Genomic DNA, 19,248 nt, shown 5'->3' with positions numbered 1-19,248 from the left:
CACTGTTAGTTAGCCGCTAGGCTATCCCCTGTGGCCCGCCCCAGCAGCCCATTGCTGACACGCGATCGGATTCGCACCGCCGCGCTCGCGATGATCGACCGCGACGGCCTGGACGGGCTGTCCATGCGGCGCCTCGCTGCCGACCTGGGCGTCCGCGCCGCGTCGCTCTACGGGTATCTGGCCACCAAAGACGAACTGCTCACAGACTTGGCCGACGACGTACTGGCGGGCGTCGACACGAGCGGCTTCAGTGCGGGCTGGCGCTCCGGGCTCACGGTGTGGGCACGCTCGTACCGGGAGGCCCTGGCTGCCCACCCCAACCTCGTGCCGTTCCTGGCCCACTCCCCCGGTCGGCGTCCGCAGGCGCTGCGGCACGCCGACGCGGTGCACGGAGGGCTGACCGGCGCCGGGTGGCCACCGCGGTACGCGACGATGATCGGCGCCTCGACGAAGTACCTCGTGGTGGGCGCCGCGATGACGTCGTTCTCCGGCGGGTTCGCCGACGACGTCGAGGTGTACGTCGGTCGGTATCCGAACCTGAGCCAGGCGCACCTGCTGGCCGGGCACGAGGAGATCGACCGGGACAGCTTCGAGCTGGCGCTCACTGCCTTCCTGGACGGATTGAGCCGCCTGCACGGGCAGGTCGTACGATCCGGCGCGGAACAGAATCCCGGAACGGATCGAGGACGCGATGAGCGAGACCCGGCCTGACATCGACGACGCCGAGGACGACGGCGTGCTCGACCCCGCCGACAGCCTGGACGACGACGACCTGCGCAGCGACGTGCTGGACCGGGGCGTCGACGCCGGCGACCGGTACCGCGCGTCGGACCGGTTCGGCACCACGGCGGAGGAGCAGTCGCGCGGCGAGAGTCTCGACCAGCTGCTGGCCGAGGAGGAGCCCGACGTCACCGCGGAGTACGACGACGAGGACGAGGACGTTCCGGCTGACCCCGGCTCGACGACGCAGGAGCGCGCCGGTCGGCTCGTCGAGCCCGACGAAGGGGCGCACGAGGACGAGGACGACGAGGCGTACGCGGTCGACGCAGGTGTCGACGGGGCGGGCGCGAGTGCCGAGGAAGCTGCGGTGCACCTGGTCGACGACGACCGTTGAGCGTTGGGCAACGGCGGGCTCGAATGACGGCTGAGCGGTACCGTGGCGGGCGTGCAGCCTGAAGACCCGGTGCCGGGCTGGTCGACGCCCCCACTCCCCAACCAGTCCTCAGCCTGGCGCCCGCCCCAGGACGCCCCCTTGATGGATCTGCGTCCAGCCCCAACGCCACCCCCGCCTGCGCCTGGGGCGTTCCCGTCGGCGCCCCCAGCTGCGGCGCTGCCACCCGTGCCGGCGACGCTGCCACCCGTGCCGGCGACGTTGGCGCCCGCTTCGGTGGCGCCTGGGCCGCGGGGACGGACGCGGATGGCGGTGTTGGTGGGGGCCATCGCGGCGGTGTTGATCGTCGTGGCCGGTGTCACGACGACGCTCGTGTTACGTCCGGGCGCGGAGCCGGAGTTGCTCCGCGCCGAGCCGACCGCGGCGGCGAGTGGGGCGGTCGCGCTCGGTGCCGAGTCGGACTCCGGCGGTGCTCCGAGCGACCAGTCGAACTCCGACAAGACGGCAGCGGGTCCCGCACCGGCTCCGGCCGAGACGACCGCCGAACCCGGCACTCGGGAGCCCGGCACTCGGAAGCCCAGCGCAACCACGCGCAGCACGAGGTCGCCCAGCACGACAGCGCCCAGCGCTCCCGCTACCGAAGCACCCGCGGCCCCGGCGCCACCCACCAAGGCCCCAGCGGCCCCGGCGCCCAAGCCGTCACCGACCAAAGCACCGGCGACCAAGGCTCCCGTCAAGAAGGCGCCGGAAATCGACAAGGCCGTCGCCAAGTCCGGCAAACGCGGCGCAGGCCCCTGCTCGGCCAAACTCGTCGGCGGCTACGGCTGCTACCAGACCTACGGCGACCTCTGGTGGGTCTACGACACCAAGGGCGACAGCCACTCCGCAGTCGTCTTCTGGGAACTCGGCACCCGCTCCGGCCAGTGCGCCAACTCCATGGGCAACGGCACGATCGGCGCCTGCAACAAGAACTACGCCGAGGGCTCCACCGGTCGCGCGAAGGTCTGCATCATGGACTGGGACACCAAGCAGATGCACGGCTGCACCGCCTACTTCCCCTTCAAGACGAGCTAGGCCCTGGCCGGTTGGGTGACACACCGGAGCGGGTCCGCGACCCGGACCCGATGTCGGTGTCGGTCGGCACTGGTCGTCAGACTATTTACGCGCCTCCATTTCCTCGGCGCGCGGCCCGTGGGCACGGATGGTGTTGAGGTCGGCCAGTTGGCCTGGGCTCAGTGTGACGAACGCTGCTGCGGCGTTCTGCTCGAGGTAGCGCTGGCGACGCGTTCCCGGGATCGGGACCACGTCGTCGCCCTGGTGCAGCAGCCAGGCCAGCGCGACTTGCCCGGGTTCTGCTTCTACCTCGGCGGCGATCCGGCGAACGGTCTCGAGCGTGGCCTGGTTGGCGTCGAAGTGCTCCTCCGAGAAGTACGGCACCTGCCGGCGGATGTCGGTCTCGGCCAGCTCATCGCGGGACGTGATGGTCGCGGTGAGCGCGCCGTGGCCGAGCGGGGACCAGGGGATGACGGCGATGCCGAGCTCTCGTGCAGTCGGGAGAACCTCGTCCTCGATGCCGCGCTCCCACAACGACCACTCGGTCTGCACGGCGGTGATCGGGTGGACGCTGTGGGCTCGACGCAGTGTGGCGGCCGGCGCTTCGGACAGCCCCAGGTGGCGCACCTTTCCCTCGGCAATCAGTTCCGCCATCCAGCCGACCGTGTCCTCGATCGGCGTATCCGGGTCGATGCGATGCGCGTAGTAGAGGTCGACGTGATCGGTGCCGAGGCGGCGCAGTGACTGCTCGATCTGCTGACGCATGTACGCACGGGTGCCATCGATCTTCCGGGACGGGTTCGGCCCGGTGGAGATCCGGATGCCGAATTTGGTCGCGACGACGAACTCGTCCCGATGCCCGTCGAGCGCCCGTCCGAGGATCTCCTCGCTCGGGCCGTAGACGTCCGCGGTGTCGATCAGCGTCACCCCGAGCGCCGCGGCGCGGGCCAGGACGGCCCGCGCGCTCTCGTCCTTGTCGTAGCCGCTCTGACCGTAGAAATCAGCGAAGCTCATCGTTCCGTATCCGACGGAACCGACCGTCAGACGCTCGATACCTAGTGCGCGGGTGGGAATTGCTCCAGTCATGGTCGTGCCTCCTTCTGCCGGGAGCGGCGCAGCGGAGCGCGCCGCTAAGTCCCCGACTGAAGACAACATAAGTCCCCACGCGAGGACATCACAAGTCCCCGGCAGGAGACATTGCGCATCTCGTGCGTTAGCCTCGACGAATGGCCGAGACCACGCCCCGTCGCGCACGCGTGCGCGACGCCGCGGCAACCAAGCGGGCCATCCTCGATTCCGCGCTGGTCGCGTTCAGCCGCTCCGGATTCGACGGCACCGGGACGCGCGAGATCGCCAGGAACGCTGGAGTCGATCCGCGTCTGATCACCCGGTATTTCGGGTCGAAGGAAGCCCTGTTCACCGAGGTGGTGGCCGAGCTCTTCAAGACGCCGCTCATCGGCGTGAGCGGCACCAACCGGATAGCCGCTCGGGACTCACTCACCGCGGAGAGCGGCGACCCCGACCCGATGTTGCTCATCTTGCGCTCCGCGTCGAACCCGCAGGCGGCGGAGATCATGCGCGAGCGCCTCGAGATGAGCTCGCAGCGACAGCTCGCCGAGCGACTCGCCGGAGACGATGCGACGGCGCGAGCGGCACTCCTGCTGTCGATGTGCATCGGGGTGCGCATGTTCCGCAACATCATCGGCAATACCGCATTCGAACACGCCGACGTCGATCGGCTCACGACATACCTCGAGGGAGCCCTCGATGTCGTCGCTGCCGGCGACGGCGACGGCCGGTAGCGGGCACTGCCGCAGGGAGGTCCGCCCGATGAAGGCGCGTGGCGTTGGTCGTCTCCCGGGAGGCTGCGGGATCAATGAACGTTCGTGGTCGACGCACTAGCTGAGTTGAACCAGCTAGGCACCAAGTCAGCACCAAGTGACCAGAAAGCGCCCCGCGAGAACGTCACCCCGACACCATCTCGCGCTAAGGGGTACTCACCGATGTCCCGCTTCCTGTACCGGCTCGGAGGTGCGGCAGCCACCCACCCGTGGCGGACGGTCGCCGTCTGGCTCGCCGCACTCGTCGCCGTACTGGCCGTCTCCGGGGTCGCCGGCGGCACGACACACGACAACTACGAGGTCGCCGGGACACCGTCCCAACGCGGCACCGACCTGCTGGCCCGGGCGTTCCCGGACATGTCCGGGACCGATGCCCGGATCGTCGTCCACGGCGACCGTCTCGATCCCGCGCAACTGACCGCGCTCTCCCAGCGCCTGGCCGACCTCGACCACGTCGGCACGGTGTCCCCGCCCCGGATGTCCGCGGACGGCGACACCGCCCTCATCTCCCTCACCTACACGGTCCCGGTGACCGAGTTCTCCGGCTCCGAAGCCGTCGACGCACTCGAGAAGGCCGCGAAGCCGACCGTCGACGCCGGACTCCGGGGCGAGTTCGGCGGCCAGGTGCCCGAGAACATCGGCGCGATCAGCGGGGTCGCGGAGGCGATCGGCATCGTCGCCGCGCTCGTGATCCTGCTGCTGGCGTTCCGGTCGATCGTCGCGGCCGGGCTGCCGATCGCTGTCGCGCTCGTCGGACTCGGCATCGGCACGGGGGCGATCACGCTGCTCGCCGCGGTGACCGACGTCAGCACGACCGCCCCCACGGTCGCATCGATGGTGGGGCTCGGGGTCGGCATCGACTACGCGCTGCTGCTCGTGACCCGCTACAACGAGGGCGTTCGCTCCGGACTCGAACCCCGCGTCGCCGCGGCCACTGCGACCGCCACCGCCGGCGTCTCGGTCGTCGTCGCCGGCGCGACAGTGCTTCTGTCGCTGTTCGGCCTCGCGTTCGCCGGCCTTCCGATCTACCGATCGTTCGGCTCGGCCACCGCGCTGGTGGTGGCCGTGGTCGTGATCTCCGCGATCACCCTGGTCCCCGCTCTCTGCGCCCTCTCCGGCCGCCGCGCCCTCCCTCGTACCCAACGCCAGAATTACGCCGCCCACAGCGCCACCGCTGGCGGGCCCGAGAGCGGCGAACCGGCCCTACCCACCGCTGTGACCGCGCCGAGCAGCGCGGGCGCACTCGAACCGCCGCTCGTGACGGCCGGGAGGCCTGCCCCGACCGGCACCGTGGCCGAGCGGCCGACGGCAACGGCGCGGTGGGCTGAGCGGGTGGGTCGGCGGCCGTTGCCGTGGGCTGTCGGAGCGCTGGCGGTGCTGGTCGTGCTGGCGGCGCCGATGGTCGGGATGCGGACGTGGCCGCAGGACGCCGGGAGTCAGCCGACCAGCAACACGACCCGCCAGGCCTACGACCTGATCGCCGCGGAGTACGGCGAGGGCGCGAACGGGCCACTTCTCGTCGCCGTGGACCTCGCGAGAGTGCCGGAATCCTCGCTCCCCGCGCTGACCGCCCGACTCGCGAACGACCCGGGAGTCGCCACCGTGTCCCCGGCCGTCGTCGCGCCCAGCGGCGAGGCCGCGGTGGTCAGCGTCGAGCCGAAGTACGGACCGCAGGACGAGCGCGCCTCCGAGCTCGTGGACCACCTCCGCACGGACGTGCTCCCGGCAGGCGCCGAGATCACCGGCATCACCGCGATCTTCCGCGACATCTCCGCGCTGCTGTCCGATCGGCTCTGGTACGTCGTCGGCGTCGTCGTCGCCTTGTCGTTGGTGTTCTTGCTGTTGATGTTCCGATCGGTGATCGTTCCGCTGAAAGCGGCGGCGATGAACCTGCTGTCGATCGCGGCGGCCTACGGAGTGATGACCGCGGTGTTCCAGTGGGGCTGGGGCGCCGAACTGCTCGGGCTGCCGCACGCGGTTCCGGTGTCCACGTGGGTGCCGCTGCTGATGTTCGCGGTGCTGTTCGGACTGTCGATGGACTACGAGGTGTTCCTGCTCTCCCGCATCCGGGAGGACTGGCTGCGTACCGGCGACGCGCACGGCAGCGTGGTCCGCGGGCTCGCGTCGACGGGCCGGGTGATCACGGGTGCGGCGCTGATCATGGTGGCGGTGTTCATCGGGTTCGGGATGGACACCGACATCACGGTGAAGATGGTCGGCGTCGGGATGGCGGTCGCTGTCGCGGTGGACGCGACGATCGTCCGGATGATCCTGGTGCCGGCGACGATGGCGCTGCTGGGGCGGCTCAACTGGTGGCTGCCGAAGTGGCTCGACCGGGTGCTGCCGGAAGTGGACCCGCACGCGGAGCAGGTCGAGCCGACGGTGGCCCCGGAACCTGAACTCGCCACCGCCCGCTGAGCCCGAACACACGAGCGTCGGCCCGGTACCCCTCGCACCGGGCCGACGTCGTCGTGCGTTATGTGGTCGTGCTGTGTGTGACCTCATTCTGTCGGTGACAGATGTGAAACCTGATCAGCTGTGCGACCAATCGTCCTGGGCTTTCCGCCCGCGCCACCGGGACAAGCTGTCCCGGGCATGCGGACGTTCGCCCGGACGGTGCTACCGGGGCATCGCGGGTCGTACCTCGGGGCTAGCGTGCGCATCATGCGGACTCGTGTCTTCGCGGTGGTGGTTGCCGCATTCGCGCTGTTAGCGCCTGCTGCCTGTTCGTCGGGAAACGCTGACGCCCCGGTGGCACGCGCGTCAGGGGTTTCGACCGCGCCGGCGCCCGCCGCGGAGGCGTCGGCGAGTCCGTCGGGATGCGACGACTCCGCGGGCTGGGGCTGCGAGTGGGCACCGCGGCTGGCTGCGGCCTCCGCGATCGCCGAGAACGCCCCCGGGCAACTCGGCGTCGTCGTGCTCGACCGCCGGACCGGCGACCGGTGGCAGACCGGCGACGTCGACCATCTGTTCTGGACGGGGTCGACGATCAAGCTCGGGCTCGTCGCGACCGCGCTCGAGCAGTCACGCACCGGCGCCCGGCACCTCTCCGACACCGACACGCAGCGGATCGGCGACATTCTGGCGTTCTCTTCCGACGACGCGGCCGACGCGCTGTGGCGCGAGTACGGCCGCGCGGAGTTGCTGACGCGGTTCCGGTCGCGATACGGCATGAGCCGCGCGACCTACGTGAACGGCTTCGACAAGTACTGGGGCTTCGTCAAGTGCACCCCCGGTGACCTGGTCACGCTGATGAACTACATCCTGGAGAACCTCGGCCCCGCCGACCGCGACTTCGTCGTGACCGGGATGCGCCAGACCGACGACATCCAGCACTGGGGCGTGTGGTCCGCCGGGCCGGACGTCGACCCGGGCAACAAGAACGGCTGGTCGGTCGAGAAGGACGACGGGCAGGAGCACTGGCTGACGAGCTCGGTCGGCTTCGCCGGCGACGACGAGCGCTACGTGATCGCCGAGATGTACTCGATGCCGCCCGGCCAGGACTCGTTGGAGAAGGGCGCGCACACCTTGAGCGACCTCTCGGCCACGCTGTTCGGAAAAGCCACCCCGGCCCCCGCCGAGATCCGCGCGAGCTAGGCCGGTGCCTCCGCTACGCAGGCGACGGCGCGGGCGGCGCTGCGGAGGTCGGTGGCCACGCGCTCTGGGTCGGGGTCCGCGAGGAACTGGATGAGCAGGCCGTCGATCATCGCCATGACCAGTCGGGCCACCTGGTCGACCGGGATCAGGAAACTCCAGCCGGCCAGCGCGGCGGTCTTTCCGGCCCAGAGCCGGATCCGTTCGTCCTGCCAGCGCGCCAACTCCTGGGTGAGCCCGCCGCGCACCGCGTAGAGCGTCACTTCGAGGCGGCCGAGGTGGGACTCCGCGGTCTGGCGCACGACGTGCTGCCAGAGGGCCTGGAGCGTGTCGCTCAGCCAGTCGCCGAACCGCTGGTCCGTGGTATCGAGCGCCACCGGCGCGACGCTCTGCCCGAACAGCAGATCCTCCACGACGGCGCCGAACAGCGCCTCGCGGGTCTTGAAGACGTGCTGAAGCGTGCTGAGCGCGATACCGGCCTCGTCGGCGACGGCGCGTAGCGACGCGTGCGCGAGGCCCTCGCGCTCCACCACTCGTCTGGCGGCCAGAACGATCTGCCGCTGCCGAACCGCGGACGAAACGTAGGGCATGACAGCTCCTGACCAATTTTGTGCACTCAGTGTTTCAACAGAGCGCGACCGGGTACTAGACCCCGTTTCGGGGCGATGTGGCCCCGGCGTGCGAAGTCCGGCACCGGACAGTGGTCGCCGACGTGCGGAAACCGCCCGTAGGCTTCCGGGCCATGGTGCGGTTGAGCGTTCTCGGCCCGCTACGGGCCGAGGTCGCCGATCAGCCGGTGGAATTGGGCAGTCCGAGGCAGCGGGCCGTGCTGGCGCGGTTGGTGAGCGCGCGGGGGCACGTGGTGTCGACGGAACGGTTCGTCGATGACCTGTGGCTGGGTGAGCCGCCGCCGAAGGCGCTCGGCGCTCTGCAGGTGTACGTGTCACACCTGCGGCGCGTGCTGGAGCCCGGGCGGGCGCCGCGGACGCCGGCGCGGGTGCTGGTGAGCGCTGCGCCCGGGTACGCGTTGCGGGTCGAGGACGACGCCGTGGACGCGTGGCGGTTCGAGCGGTTGCTGGAACGGTCGGCGGGGGTGTCGCCCGGTGACGCCGTGGGATTGCTCGACCGGGCGTTGGCGCAGTGGGGCGGGCCCGCGTATGCGGAGTTCGCGGACGAGCCGTGGGCGGTTCCCGAGGCCGAGCGCCTCGAGGAGTTGCGTCGGGTCGCTGTCGAGCGGCGCGCCGAGGCGATGCTGGCCGGTGGGCGCAACGCCGAGGCGGTAGCCGACCTGGACCGGCACGTGCGGGCCTACCCGCTGCGCGAGGACGCGGTCGCACTGCTCGCGCTCGCGCTCTACCGCGCCGGCCGCCAGGCCGACGCCCTCACCGCACTCCGCGACGCCCGCACCCGCCTCTCCACCGACCTGGGCGTAGACCCCGGCCCCACCCTCCGCGCCCTGGAATCCGACGTCCTGACCCACTCCCCCGCCCTCGACCTGCGTCCCGCACCGGTCACCGTCGAGCTGCCCCGACCCCCGCGTGGAACGGACGCCGGGCCGGTCGGGAGTGGGATCGTGGGGCGGCGGGTCGAGGTGGCGGGGTTGGTCGAGGTGGCGGGGCGGGCTGCTCGGGGGGAGTTCCGGGTCACCTGGGTGGGTGGGGACCCGGGGGCCGGGAAGTCGGCGCTCGCTGCTGCGGTGGCGGGGGTGCTGGCGGGGGCGGGATGGCAGGTGCTGCGGGGGCGCTGCCCCGAAGTGGATGGTGCGCCGCCCGCCTGGGCCTGGAGCGAGGTCGTGCGCTCGACGATCGACCGGATCGACGAGGAGCTGATCGAACGCCTCGGTCCGCTGCTCCAGCAGGAAGCGGCACCCGCGCCGGAGGTGCCCCCGTTCTGGCTCGGCCGGGCCATCGCCGACCTGCTCACCAGGCTCACGGCCGCCGGTCCGCTCCTCGTCGTGCTCGACGACGTCCACCGCGCCGACGGCGAGACGCTGCAACTCCTCCGGCACGTGGCGTCCGAATTGGCCGGACGGCCGGTGCTGGTGGTCGCGACCTACCGCCCCGCCGAGGTCACCGACGAGCTCAGCACGTGCTGGGCCGCGCTCGCCGGTGCCTCCGCCGACCGGATCGACCTCGCCGGGCTGCCCGCTGACGACGTCGCCGAGCTCCTGCGGCGTCAGGGCGCCCCAACGGACGCGGCGCTGGTGCAGCTCGTGACGGTCCGCACCGGCGGCAACCCGCTGTTCGTCTCCGAGACCGCCCGGCTGATCGCCGCCGAGGGCGCCGGAGCCGCCGCCCACGCGGTGCCCGCCGGTGTCCGCGACGTCCTGCGGCGGCGCCTCGCACGGCTTCCCGCGCCGGCTCGCTCCGTGCTGCGCACGGCGAGCGTCCTCGGCGTCGAAGTGGACGTCGACGTGCTGCTCGCCCTCGAGACCGAAGACGAGAACACCGTGCTCGACGCCCTCGAAGCCGGCATCCTCACCGGCCTCCTCACCGAACCCGAGCCCACGGCCGACACCGTGCGGTTCGCGCATGCGCTCGTGCGGGACACGCTCTACGAGGACATTCCTCGGCTGCGGCGCACGCGCATGCACGGCCGGGCCGTCGAAGCGCTGGGCGAGGTACGCCCCGGCGACCGGGCCGGGCTCGCGCACCACGCGCTCGCGGCGGCGACACCGGCCACCGCGGCCCGTGCCGCGTCCCTGGCCGCCGATGCCGCTCGCTCGGCGTCGGCACTGTTCGCCCATCAGGAAGCAGAGACGCTGCTCCGACGCGCGCTGAGCGCGCTCGACCTGGCGGACACGCCGGTCGAGCCGAGCACCCGGCTCGATCTGCTGTGCGCGCTGGTCTCCGCCCAGGGCTACGCGGGCAACGTGATCGAGGCCCGGCGCACCCGCATGCGGGCGATCGAAACCGCGAAGCACGTCGGCACGATCGCGGCGCTCGCCCAGGCCTACGCGTCGTTCGACGCACCGGTCATCTGGAGCGTGCGCGAGAACCGCAGCGTCGACCGGCCGTTCGTCGACGGCCTGGAATCGGTGCTGCGGGAGCTTCCCCACGAACAGGGAGAACGACGTGCGCAGCTCCTCGCGACGCTCACCGTCGAGATCGAAGGCGTCGACCCCGCCCTGGCCGACCGCAGCAGCGACGAGGCGCTCACGATCGCGCGGCGGCTCGACGATCCGGACCTGCTCTGCCGGGCGATGAGCGCGCGGTACTACGTGGACGTCGCCCCGGACCGCCGTCACCTGCTGGGCGAACTCGGCGCCGAGCTGCAACGCACCGCGATGCGCGCGGGACTGACCGGCTACCGCGCTCAGTCCCACCACATCCTGTTCCAGCACGCGCTGAGCCGCCCCTACCTCGACGACCTGGAACCGGCGCAGTACCAGGTCGACCGCGCCGTCGAGTACGCTGACACCGGCCAGCTCGGACTCGCGCTCGGCGTCGTCCGGATGTTCCGCGGTCTGCGGGCACTCGTGGCCGGCCGATTCGACGAGGCGGCCGACGCGTATGCCGAGGTGATCGCGCAGATGCGTCTGCTGGGCGCGCCGAACGCGACCGGAACCGAACAGCTGACGTTCTATGCGGTGGCCCGCGCCCGAGGTGATCACGCGCAGGTGCTCGGCCTGGTCGAACCGATCGGTGCGCTGCACGCCCAGGAGCCGTACCAGATCTCCGAGCCGTACACCCGGCTGCTGCTGCACGCCGGACGCGTCGACGAAGCGCGCGCGGTGTGGCAGCCGGAGCTCCCGGTCTCGCCGGACTACTACTGGCTGCTCTGGATGGCGTTCCGCGCCGAGAACGCGCTCGGCTTCGACGCCAGGGACACCGCGGAGGACTGCTACCGCGCCCTGCTGCCCTACGCCGGGACGCTGCCGGGGCTGGCGAGCGGGTCGGTCACGCTGGAACCGACCGCCGTGATCCTCGGCGACCTGGCCGCCTATCTCGGGAAACCGGACGCCGCCAGCGCGCACTACGAGGACGCCGTCCGTGTCGCGGAGCTGATCGGAGCGCCGCACTGGGTGCGAGCGGCCCGGGAGAAGTGCTCCGATGGCCTTCCGCATTTACCGTGGAAACCATGACTGTTCTCCCGCTGCCCGACGAGCTGCTGCTGCTCGCCTACGACGACGCGGCAGGCAAGCCCCTGGTCTCCACGACGACGCTCGACCTGGGGCTGGCGGGCGCCGTCCTGGTCGAGCTCACTCTCGCCGGCCGGATCGCGGTCGAGGACAAGAAGGTGCGGGTGCTCGACCCGTCGCCGGTCGACGACCCGGTCGCCGAAGCCGCGTTCGACCGGATCCGCGCCGCGTCCAAGCCGCGCGACCCGAAGAGCTGGCTCGCCCCGCTGGCCAAGGGACTGCGCGAGCGGATCCTCGACCGCCTGGTGGAGACCGGCGTCGTCGAGCGTGAGGAGAGCCGGGTACTCGGGCTGTTCCGTGCGGTCCGCTATCCGGCGCTGAACCCGGCGCCGGAGACCGCCGCGCACGGCCGCCTCGACGCCGCCGTCCGCCACAACGACCTCTCTGGACGCCACACCGCCGCGCTCGCGTCGCTGGTGCACGCCGTCGAACTCGGACCGAAGCTGTTCCCGGACCTGCCCGCCAAGGAGGTCAAGGCGCGGCTCACCGCGATCTCCGAGGGCGACTGGGCGGCCAAGGCCGTGAAGGACGCGATCGCCGCGATCCAGGTGGCGCTCATGGCCGCCACCACCGCTGCCGTCACGACAACGGTGATCACCAACTGAACTCATGTTCGGCCACAAACGACATGGGGTACTGGTTGCTCAAGTCAGTCAGCGGCGGAAGAGGAGAGACCGATGCCCGTTCAGTACCGGAAGCAGCATTCGTTCGGGCCTTTCAAGATCAACATGACGCAGAACGGCATGTCCTCGTGGTCGTTCAAGCTGGGTCGTTGGTCCTGGAACTCCCGCACCAAGGAGCAGCGTTACGACCTGCCGGGTCCGTTCACCTGGCGTAGCGGAGGCCGCAAGCGCCGCGCCAGCTGAATGACGAAGGGCGGGCCCGAAAGGGCCCGCCCTTCTTTCGGATAGCTCAGCGCGTCAGAGCAACTTCGCCTCGCCGACGTGCAGATGGTCCAGCTCGAGCGGCACGACCGGCGGACCGGGTTCCTCGACCGCGGCAGTGGCCGCCACCGCGTCGGCATAGGAGTCGTGACCGAGCCAGGCGAGCCACGCGCGCAGCACCTTGTGCACTTCCTCCGGACCGACCAGCGGCTCCACCGGTGTCGGTAGATCAGCCGGATACAGCAGGAACGCGGTCGTCTGCGGGCCGCCCAGGCCACCGTGCGAACCGACGAGCGGTTCGAACGCGGCGACCTCGTCGGTCTGCGGGTCGTGCAGGCTGTTGACCATGATGTCGGCGACGTGCGGGTAGGCGTCGGCGCGGCGCACCTGCGCCGGGGCGTGCGGCCCGAACGGCGCCAACGGATCGGTGCCGAGCACCTCGCCGGTCTCCAGGTAGTGGGCGCCATGACGGCCGAGCACCACCGAGCCCCGGGATTCGGTGCTCAACAGCAGAAATCCGACGCCGGGGTGCTCGACGAGCGTCGGCAGCAGGTCGGGGTAGGTCGCCTGGATCTGCTCGACGGTGAGCCGCTCGGCCTGCTCGGTGAAGTAGACGAGCCCGAGGTTGCCGGAGCCGAGGACCAGGACGCCCTCCTTCGCTGCGGCTTCCTCCTCGGCGCTGCGGACCCGTTCGCCGGCCATCGCCGGTTTGTGCTCGGCGGCGGGCACCAGGCGCCGCAGTGCGCGCGCGGCGAAGCCCAGCGCGCTGCCGTCCGGGCCGGTGACGCTGTCCTCGGTGGTACGCGGCTGCTGCCCGCAGGAGGCCTGCACGATCTGCTCGAGCGTGACGCCGTAGCGCTGGGCGAACGTCGCGCCCTGGCTCTGTCCGTGGTCGGAGAGCACGACCAGCTGATAGGGCCGGGGCGCGAACTCGGCGGCCCTGGCCAGGCGACCGATCTGCTGGTCGATCGAGCGCAGCACGGCCAGCGCGTCGTAGCGTTCGATGCCGGAGTGGTGCGCGACCTCGTCGTAACCGGTCAGGTCCGCGTAGACGACCGAGCGGCCGCTCATCATGTCGTCGAGGATGCCCTCGATGACCAGGTCGCGCGTGACGACCGTCGACAGGGCACGCACCAGCGGGTAGATCCCGCCACGCGGCACCCGGGGACGGACGTCGCGCTGCCGCTGGACGGTCGCGGCGATCAACTCACGGACGACGTCGATCAGCGCGCCGGTAAGCGTCCGCACCGCGTTGAAAGGGTTCGCGAAGTAGCCCTGGTAGCCGGCTCCCAGCCGGCCCTTGCGGCGCCCGGCACTGCTGAGCGTGACGCTCTTGTGCACGGCGTCGCCGGTGAAGAGGTTGCCGCGGCTGGCCCCGTCGTCGTGCAGCAGCCCGCGCCCGTCGGAGTGCCGCCGCTCGATCTCGGCCGCGTCCGCCGGGCGGTTGCTCACCATGAGCCGGCCGTGGTCCTTCTCGTACCATCGGAACGCCGGCATGTCCCGGTTGGAGCCGTGCAGGATGCCGCACTGCGAGGCACCGGTCTGCGAGGACCAGTCGGTCGTCCACGGGATCAGCCGGTGGCTGCCCGCGGTGAGCCACCGGGCCAGCGTCGGCACGTCCCCGTCCCGGATGGCCCGCTGCAGGACGTCGTGGCCCAGCCCGTCGATCTGCACCATCACCAGCCCGGGGACGCTGGTCGGCGTCCCGAGGCGTCGCTTGGCGCGGCGCCGGGCCCGGCGGTGGAAGAACTCGTCCTCGTCGACCGCGACCAGGCTGCTGGTGAGCCCGGTGACGGCCGAGACCGTCAACGCGACCAGCACGCCGGTGGGCGGGCCCGGCAGCCGGACGTCCGGGACCTCGCCGAGCGCGAGGTACACGAGCAGTCCGTTGAGAACGAACGAGCCGAGGCCCAGCGTCAGCACCGAGATCGCCAGCGCGAAGCGCATCAGGAACGGCCAGACGATCGCGTTGAGCGCACTCAGCGTGGCCGAGACGATCAGCGCATTGATCGGCCGCCCGATGTCGAAGCCGGGCAGCGTCACCGACAGTGCACCGACCGAACCGGCACCTACCGACCACACCAGCACGATTCGGGTGGCGGTCCGCCCGCCCCGGACCAGGCCGCGTCCGCCGCTGCGCAGCAGCCGGAGACTCTTCACGTCGGGTCAGCCGACCGGGTCGGCCGCTGAACTCTCGCGGGCCGCCTGCCGGTTGGCCAGCCATTTCTGCACGTATCTGGCGACGAGGGACACGAGCAGCGTCGCGATCACGGTCACCGCGATACCGACCAGCGGGTTCGAGAACAGGCTGCCGCCGAGCAGACCCATCACGGCGTAGGCGATGGCCCAGACGAGCGCCGCCACGCCCGCGCCGGTCACATAACGGGACCACGGGTAGCGAATCGCGCTCGCCGCGAACATCGTCGGCAGGCGGCCGCCGGGGATGAGCCGGGAGACCACCAGCACCTGGGTGCCGTTCTCGGTCAACCGACGACGGGTCTCCTCCAATTTCGCACTCGCCTCCGGCGTGTCCACCGGGTGACGCGCGATGAACCGGGTCACGCCGCGGCGGCCCCAGCGGAACAGCGCGTAGACGACGCAGTCACCCAGCCAGGCCGAGACGGCGGCCAACGCGATCACTTCGATCAGCGAGACGCCACCGTTGTGCACGGCCAGCACCGCGGCAGCGCTCACCGCCGCCCCCGTGGGGATCACCGGCACGATCGCGCCGAGCAGCACCGCGATGATGAGCACCGGGTAACTCGCGGACGCGGCGTCGGCGATCCGGTCGGGCCAGGCGGTGGCGAGCACCTCGGCCGACGCGAGCGTGGCCGTCATCCTGTCTCCACCCGGCACCCCGGCTCCGTGTGCAGGACGCGGGTGGACAGGCCGAGTTCGTCGACCGCCTGCGCGTAGCGGCGCGGCGGGTCGATCAGGTGTGCACGCATCCAGCGGCCGATGCCGTACGGGTGCAGCGTGCCCCAGTGGATCGGCACCGCGAACCGTGGTCGGAGCCGCCCGGTGGCCTCGGCAGCCCCGCGCGGGTCGAGGTGACCAGGGCCGAGGTTCGGGCCCCATCCCCAGACCGGAATCAACGCGACGTCGAGACCAAGAGCACCCAGATCGTCCATTTCATCGAACTGATCGGTGTCACCGGCGAAGTAGACGCGGCTGGCCGAGCCCTCGATCAGGTAGCCGAGCGCCAGCGCCCGGGGGCCGAACGGGGTGCGCAGGCCGTCGTGCACGGCCGGCGTCGCCGTGATGCGCACCTTGCCGACGTCGTGGAACTTACCCGGCGCGAGCTCGACGACGTCGCGGAAGCCCTTGCGCTGGAGCAGCTCACCGGCGCCCTCGGGCACGATCAGCAGCGTGTCGTGACCGAGACGCCGCAGCGAGGCCAGATCGAGGTGGTCGGCGTGCAGGTGCGAGATACAGACCGCGTCGACGTCGGCGTGGAGCGCCGGATCGAGCGGCGCGGCGGCCCGGCGCAGCACGTTCGCCACCCGGGGCAGCAGCACGGGGTCGGTGAGCACACGGACGCCCTCTGTCTCCACCAGCACGGTGGAGTGGCCGAGGAAATACATCGTGGGAAGCACCGCTTACACGGTACCGCGCTGGTCAGGAGCTGAGGTCGTAGGCCGTGTCCGGGATGAACTGCCCCGCCTGCCCGCTGCACCCGTCCGACTCGCCGGGACGCTTCACCCAGAGGAACGCGGCGACCTTGGCGTCCCCGGTGGCCGTCGTCGGGTACTTGCCGAGCTTGCGGCCCGCCGGGTCGCACCACTCGCCACCGGCCGGTCCGGCGCCGTTACGCGACGTGTCGATGACCATCTGTCCGCGGCCGAGCGCCGACAACACCCGCTTGCCGTACGCGACTTCCTGGCTGTTGGTGTTGTAGTTCGACGTGTTGAGCGCGACGCCGTCGCCGTAGTCGGCGGCACCGGCGCGCCGGGCCCGGTCCGCGGCCTCGCCGGCGGCGATCCACGCGGAGTGCCCGACGTCGTAGTAGACGCGGGCCTTCGGGCTGGCCTGCTTGATCGTCTTGGCCGCGTAGCGGAGCAGGTCGAGCCGCTCCTGCTGTTGATCCGACGAGAGGCAGGTGGTCAGGTGACCGAGCGCGTCGGGCTCCAGCACGATGATCGACGAACCGGACCCCAGCCCGCTCGCGAAGTTGCTGATCCAGGTGCGGTAGCCGTCGGCGCTGTCGGCGCCACCGGCGCTCGCACCGCCGCAGTCACGGTTGGTCATGTTGTAGGCCACCAGCACCGGCACCTTGCCCCGCGAGTGCGCCTTCCTGGCGTAGCTGCGGACGTCGCTGCCCACCTCGCCGGGGTTGTTCGCGGCGAGCCAGTGCGCCTGCGGCTGCTCGGCGATGCGGTCGCGGATCACCGCGGCGCGCGGGTCGCCGGAGTTCTCCTGGACCCACTCGACCGCCTGGCCTTCGGTGTCCACGAACAGCGATCCGAGCGGTCCGGACGTCGGCGGCTTCTTCGAGGGCGACGGGACCGGCCGTCCCGGTAAGCCCGGGGGCAGCGCGATCGACGACTCCTCCGGCGAAGCGCTCTCCGTCGGCCGTTCCTTCTTGTCGTCGTCCTGCTCGTCGACGCCACACTCGACGCCGTTCAGCGCGAAGTCCGACGCCTCGGGCGCCTCGCCCTGCGGATGCCAGCCGCTGAACCGCAGCGTCAACGTCTTGCCCGGCTCCAAGCGGACGCTGTCCTCGTTGGCGCCGACGGTCACCAGACCGTCTTCCTGCTTCCAGTCGCCGCCCTCCCAGCCCTTCACGACGGCTTGGCCGCTCTTGAAAGACCAGTTGACGTTCCAGTTCTTGACCGCGTCCTCGCCGGTGTTCTGCACTGCGACTTCGGCGGAGAAGCCCGTCGACCACGAGCGCAACACGGTGTACGCGGCCGTGCAGGAATGGTCGGGATCGGACGTGGCGTTTGCGGCGACCAGGCTGGTACCACCGATCACCACGATCGAGCCGAGCGCAGCGGCGCCGACTGTTGCGGTGCGTGCTCGGCCGTTCGCACGTTCACGGCGATGCCGAGCGAGGTACGGGCCGGCGCGGAGACCGGCCTTGGAGAGCAGGCCGGCACGTGGAGCGTCGGTCATGGCGCCTATCTTGACCGGCGCAAACAACTCACGCCCAGAGCCACACGCGTCACTTAGTGAGGTATTAAGGGATCCTCACTGGGAGAAGTGAACCGACCTCGAAGAGTTACACGACCGATTCGGACTGAACCTAATACGACTGCCACGACCTTAATGGCCAGATACGAAATCTTTCGCCTATCACGGCACGGTAACTTGGCATTCGTCCGATTTTATGGTTCTGTCGTTTTCGTCCGTTCACCGCGGACCTCGCGCCCGGCTACGCCGAATCCTGCCCCGGGCGACGAGGACTCTGAACCTCGGGCAGGAGCGGGGGAACCACTTTCCGGCGTCGCAGTTCGACGTCTGGCGTCGAAGTTGACGTCTTGGGGTGAAGCCACTCACGCGTGGCCGGGCCATCTCAGCCCGAACCCGACAGCTCACCTCGTAGGCGTGGAGAGGGTCGGATATGTCTAAGGAGTCTTCCCATCCCACCCAGCTCAGCGCCGAAAGCTCGCCTCGTGCGGGTGGACGGCACAGGGCGCCTCGGCGCCTGAGCCCGCTCGGACGGGGCCTGGCACTCGCCGTGGTCACCGGACTCGCGGGAATCACACCGCTGGTAATCGGTGCCTCACCGGCCCACGCGGACGTGAACTGGGATGCGATTGCGCAGTGCGAGTCCGGTGGTCGATGGAACATCAGCACCGGGAACGGCTACCACGGCGGACTGCAGTTCAGCCCGTCGACATGGCGGGCCTACGGAGGGCGGCAGTATGCCGGTAGCGCCCACCAGGCCAGTCGGTCGCAGCAGATCACCGTGGCGAGAAAGGTCCTCCGCGGCCAAGGGATCGGCGCCTGGCCGACCTGCGGTCGGAAGGGCTACTCGAAGAGCCGGGGTTGGTCCCAGCAGGCCAGCCGCAGTTACAAGCGTCAGAGCTACACCAAGAAGGCCTCTGGCGAGCACACCGGCTACCGGTCCGAGCGGTCCAAGAGCTACCGCTGGTCCGGTAAGAAGTCCTGGCAGAGCCGGCCGACCGAGAACCGGTCGCACCGGACGTCGAAGCAGCACCGCTACACCGCACTGGCGGTACCGAAGAAGGGCACGGCCCACGCCGTGGCCGTCCGCCCGGTGGAAGTGCTCGACTTCGTTCCACAGCGCCAGTTCACCCGTGACCAGCGTCCAGCGGTCGCCGCACCACGCGTCCTGAGCTACCTCGTACGGCCGGGCGACAGCCTGGCGACGATCGCCACGACCTACAAGGTCAACTGGTTGGCGATCTACGAGAAGAACCGCGAAGCGATCGGCGCCGACCCGGACGTCATCCACCCCGGGGAGAGGATCCTCATCGGATAGAGCGATTCGCCCTGCACAGGGAGTCCCGGTCCGTCACGGACCGGGACTCCCTGGCGCTTCCGGCGTCTCCCGCGGGGGATCCGGTCGGCGGGGGATCCGGTCTGAACGGACGACTGCGGGTTTGCCCGAAGTCCCGCGATCATTCCCTTCTCGCAGGCCACGTGACCACAAAGGAG

16 protein-coding genes and 1 riboswitch are annotated in these 19,248 nt (G+C 70.7%); of the genes, 10 read left to right on the top strand and 6 right to left on the bottom strand.

Translation table 11 applies throughout. The features are described 5' to 3' along the window. Positions 1-30 precede the first annotated feature (30 nt). The 3 genes from ACGFY5_RS02795 to ACGFY5_RS02785 all read left to right on the top strand — a co-directional run bounded on the left by ACGFY5_RS02795 (position 31) and on the right by ACGFY5_RS02785 (position 2,185). A complete protein-coding gene (locus ACGFY5_RS02795) occupies positions 31-711 on the top strand; it encodes a TetR/AcrR family transcriptional regulator (RefSeq protein WP_392716604.1) in 681 nt (226 codons plus the stop codon). Beyond that, positions 692-1,114: a DUF5709 domain-containing protein gene (locus ACGFY5_RS02790; protein ID WP_392716602.1), complete on the top strand. Its 423-nt coding sequence runs from the start codon at positions 692-694 to the stop codon at positions 1,112-1,114. Before ACGFY5_RS02795 ends, ACGFY5_RS02790 begins: the two co-directional genes overlap by 20 nt. A 246-nt stretch (positions 1,115-1,360) precedes the next feature. Continuing rightward, positions 1,361-2,185 carry a hypothetical protein gene (locus tag ACGFY5_RS02785; RefSeq protein WP_392716600.1) on the top strand — a complete coding sequence of 275 codons (825 nt, stop codon included), beginning with the start codon at positions 1,361-1,363 and terminating at the stop codon, positions 2,183-2,185. Positions 2,186-2,266: 81 nt separating this feature from the next. On the opposite strand, the gene ACGFY5_RS02780 is transcribed toward ACGFY5_RS02785, so the two are convergent. Continuing rightward, on the bottom strand, positions 2,267-3,250 hold the full coding sequence (locus ACGFY5_RS02780) for an aldo/keto reductase (RefSeq protein WP_392716598.1): 984 nt from the start codon (positions 3,248-3,250) through the stop codon (positions 2,267-2,269). 140 nt (positions 3,251-3,390) lie between these two features. On the opposite strand from ACGFY5_RS02780, the gene ACGFY5_RS02775 reads away from it, so the two are divergent. The 3 genes from ACGFY5_RS02775 to ACGFY5_RS02765 all read left to right on the top strand — a co-directional run bounded on the left by ACGFY5_RS02775 (position 3,391) and on the right by ACGFY5_RS02765 (position 7,602). Then, entirely contained in the window at positions 3,391-3,966 is a 576-nt protein-coding gene (locus ACGFY5_RS02775; protein WP_392716596.1) for a TetR/AcrR family transcriptional regulator, read from the top strand. Between the two features lie 201 nt (positions 3,967-4,167). After that, a complete protein-coding gene (locus ACGFY5_RS02770; protein ID WP_392716594.1) occupies positions 4,168-6,423 on the top strand; it encodes an MMPL family transporter in 2,256 nt (751 codons plus the stop codon). Positions 6,424-6,669: 246 nt separating this feature from the next. Then, complete coding sequence (locus ACGFY5_RS02765; protein ID WP_392716592.1) at positions 6,670-7,602, top strand: hypothetical protein; 933 nt, start codon at positions 6,670-6,672, stop codon at positions 7,600-7,602. On the opposite strand, the gene ACGFY5_RS02760 is transcribed toward ACGFY5_RS02765, so the two are convergent. Further along, positions 7,599-8,189 carry a TetR/AcrR family transcriptional regulator gene (locus tag ACGFY5_RS02760; protein ID WP_392716590.1) on the bottom strand — a complete coding sequence of 197 codons (591 nt, stop codon included), beginning with the start codon at positions 8,187-8,189 and terminating at the stop codon, positions 7,599-7,601. The two genes, ACGFY5_RS02765 and ACGFY5_RS02760, sit on opposite strands and share 4 nt — an antisense overlap. 152 nt (positions 8,190-8,341) lie before the next feature. Between ACGFY5_RS02760 and ACGFY5_RS02755 the strand changes: the two genes are divergently transcribed. The 3 genes from ACGFY5_RS02755 (at position 8,342) to ACGFY5_RS02745 (ending at position 12,606) form a co-directional block, all read left to right on the top strand. After that, positions 8,342-11,683: a BTAD domain-containing putative transcriptional regulator gene (locus tag ACGFY5_RS02755; RefSeq protein WP_392716588.1), complete on the top strand. Its 3,342-nt coding sequence runs from the start codon at positions 8,342-8,344 to the stop codon at positions 11,681-11,683. Continuing rightward, complete coding sequence (locus tag ACGFY5_RS02750; protein WP_392716586.1) at positions 11,680-12,345, top strand: GPP34 family phosphoprotein; 666 nt, start codon at positions 11,680-11,682, stop codon at positions 12,343-12,345. The genes ACGFY5_RS02755 and ACGFY5_RS02750 overlap by 4 nt, the downstream gene beginning before the upstream one ends. Positions 12,346-12,417: 72 nt before the next feature. Beyond that, positions 12,418-12,606 (top strand): hypothetical protein, encoded by a 189-nt coding sequence (locus tag ACGFY5_RS02745; RefSeq protein WP_035848384.1) that lies wholly within the window; start codon positions 12,418-12,420, stop codon positions 12,604-12,606. Positions 12,607-12,660: 54 nt separating this feature from the next. Here the strand turns inward: ACGFY5_RS02745 and ACGFY5_RS02740 are convergent, their stop codons facing one another. The 4 genes from ACGFY5_RS02740 to ACGFY5_RS02725 are packed head-to-tail and all read right to left on the bottom strand — an operon-like array spanning position 12,661 to position 17,739. Beyond that, on the bottom strand, positions 12,661-14,784 hold the full coding sequence (locus tag ACGFY5_RS02740) for a phage holin family protein (protein ID WP_392716584.1): 2,124 nt from the start codon (positions 14,782-14,784) through the stop codon (positions 12,661-12,663). A 6-nt stretch (positions 14,785-14,790) separates the two neighbouring features. After that, positions 14,791-15,462, bottom strand: coding sequence for a DedA family protein (locus ACGFY5_RS02735; RefSeq protein WP_392716582.1), 672 nt, complete (start codon positions 15,460-15,462; stop codon positions 14,791-14,793). Beyond that, the gene (locus tag ACGFY5_RS02730) at positions 15,459-16,220 is read right to left on the bottom strand and encodes an MBL fold metallo-hydrolase (RefSeq protein WP_392716580.1); all 762 of its coding nucleotides are present in this window, start codon (positions 16,218-16,220) and stop codon (positions 15,459-15,461) included. The genes ACGFY5_RS02735 and ACGFY5_RS02730 overlap by 4 nt, the downstream gene beginning before the upstream one ends. A gap of 22 nt (positions 16,221-16,242) precedes the next feature. Next, complete coding sequence (locus ACGFY5_RS02725) at positions 16,243-17,739, bottom strand: glycoside hydrolase family 6 protein (protein WP_392716578.1); 1,497 nt, start codon at positions 17,737-17,739, stop codon at positions 16,243-16,245. 280 nt (positions 17,740-18,019) lie between these two features. Then, a riboswitch (cyclic di-AMP (ydaO/yuaA leader) is annotated at positions 18,020-18,186 on the top strand. 1 nt (position 18,187) lies between these two features. Here ACGFY5_RS02725 and ACGFY5_RS02720 point away from each other — a divergent pair. Beyond that, positions 18,188-19,072 carry a transglycosylase family protein gene (locus ACGFY5_RS02720; protein ID WP_392716576.1) on the top strand — a complete coding sequence of 295 codons (885 nt, stop codon included), beginning with the start codon at positions 18,188-18,190 and terminating at the stop codon, positions 19,070-19,072. The last annotated feature ends 176 nt before the right edge of the window (positions 19,073-19,248 follow it).

The organism is Cryptosporangium sp. NPDC048952, assembly GCF_043197895.1.
In the GTDB taxonomy this organism is placed as follows: domain Bacteria; phylum Actinomycetota; class Actinomycetes; order Mycobacteriales; family Cryptosporangiaceae; genus Cryptosporangium.
Note: the sequence above shows the minus strand (reverse complement) of the source record. Positions and strands in the feature narration are given on the sequence as shown.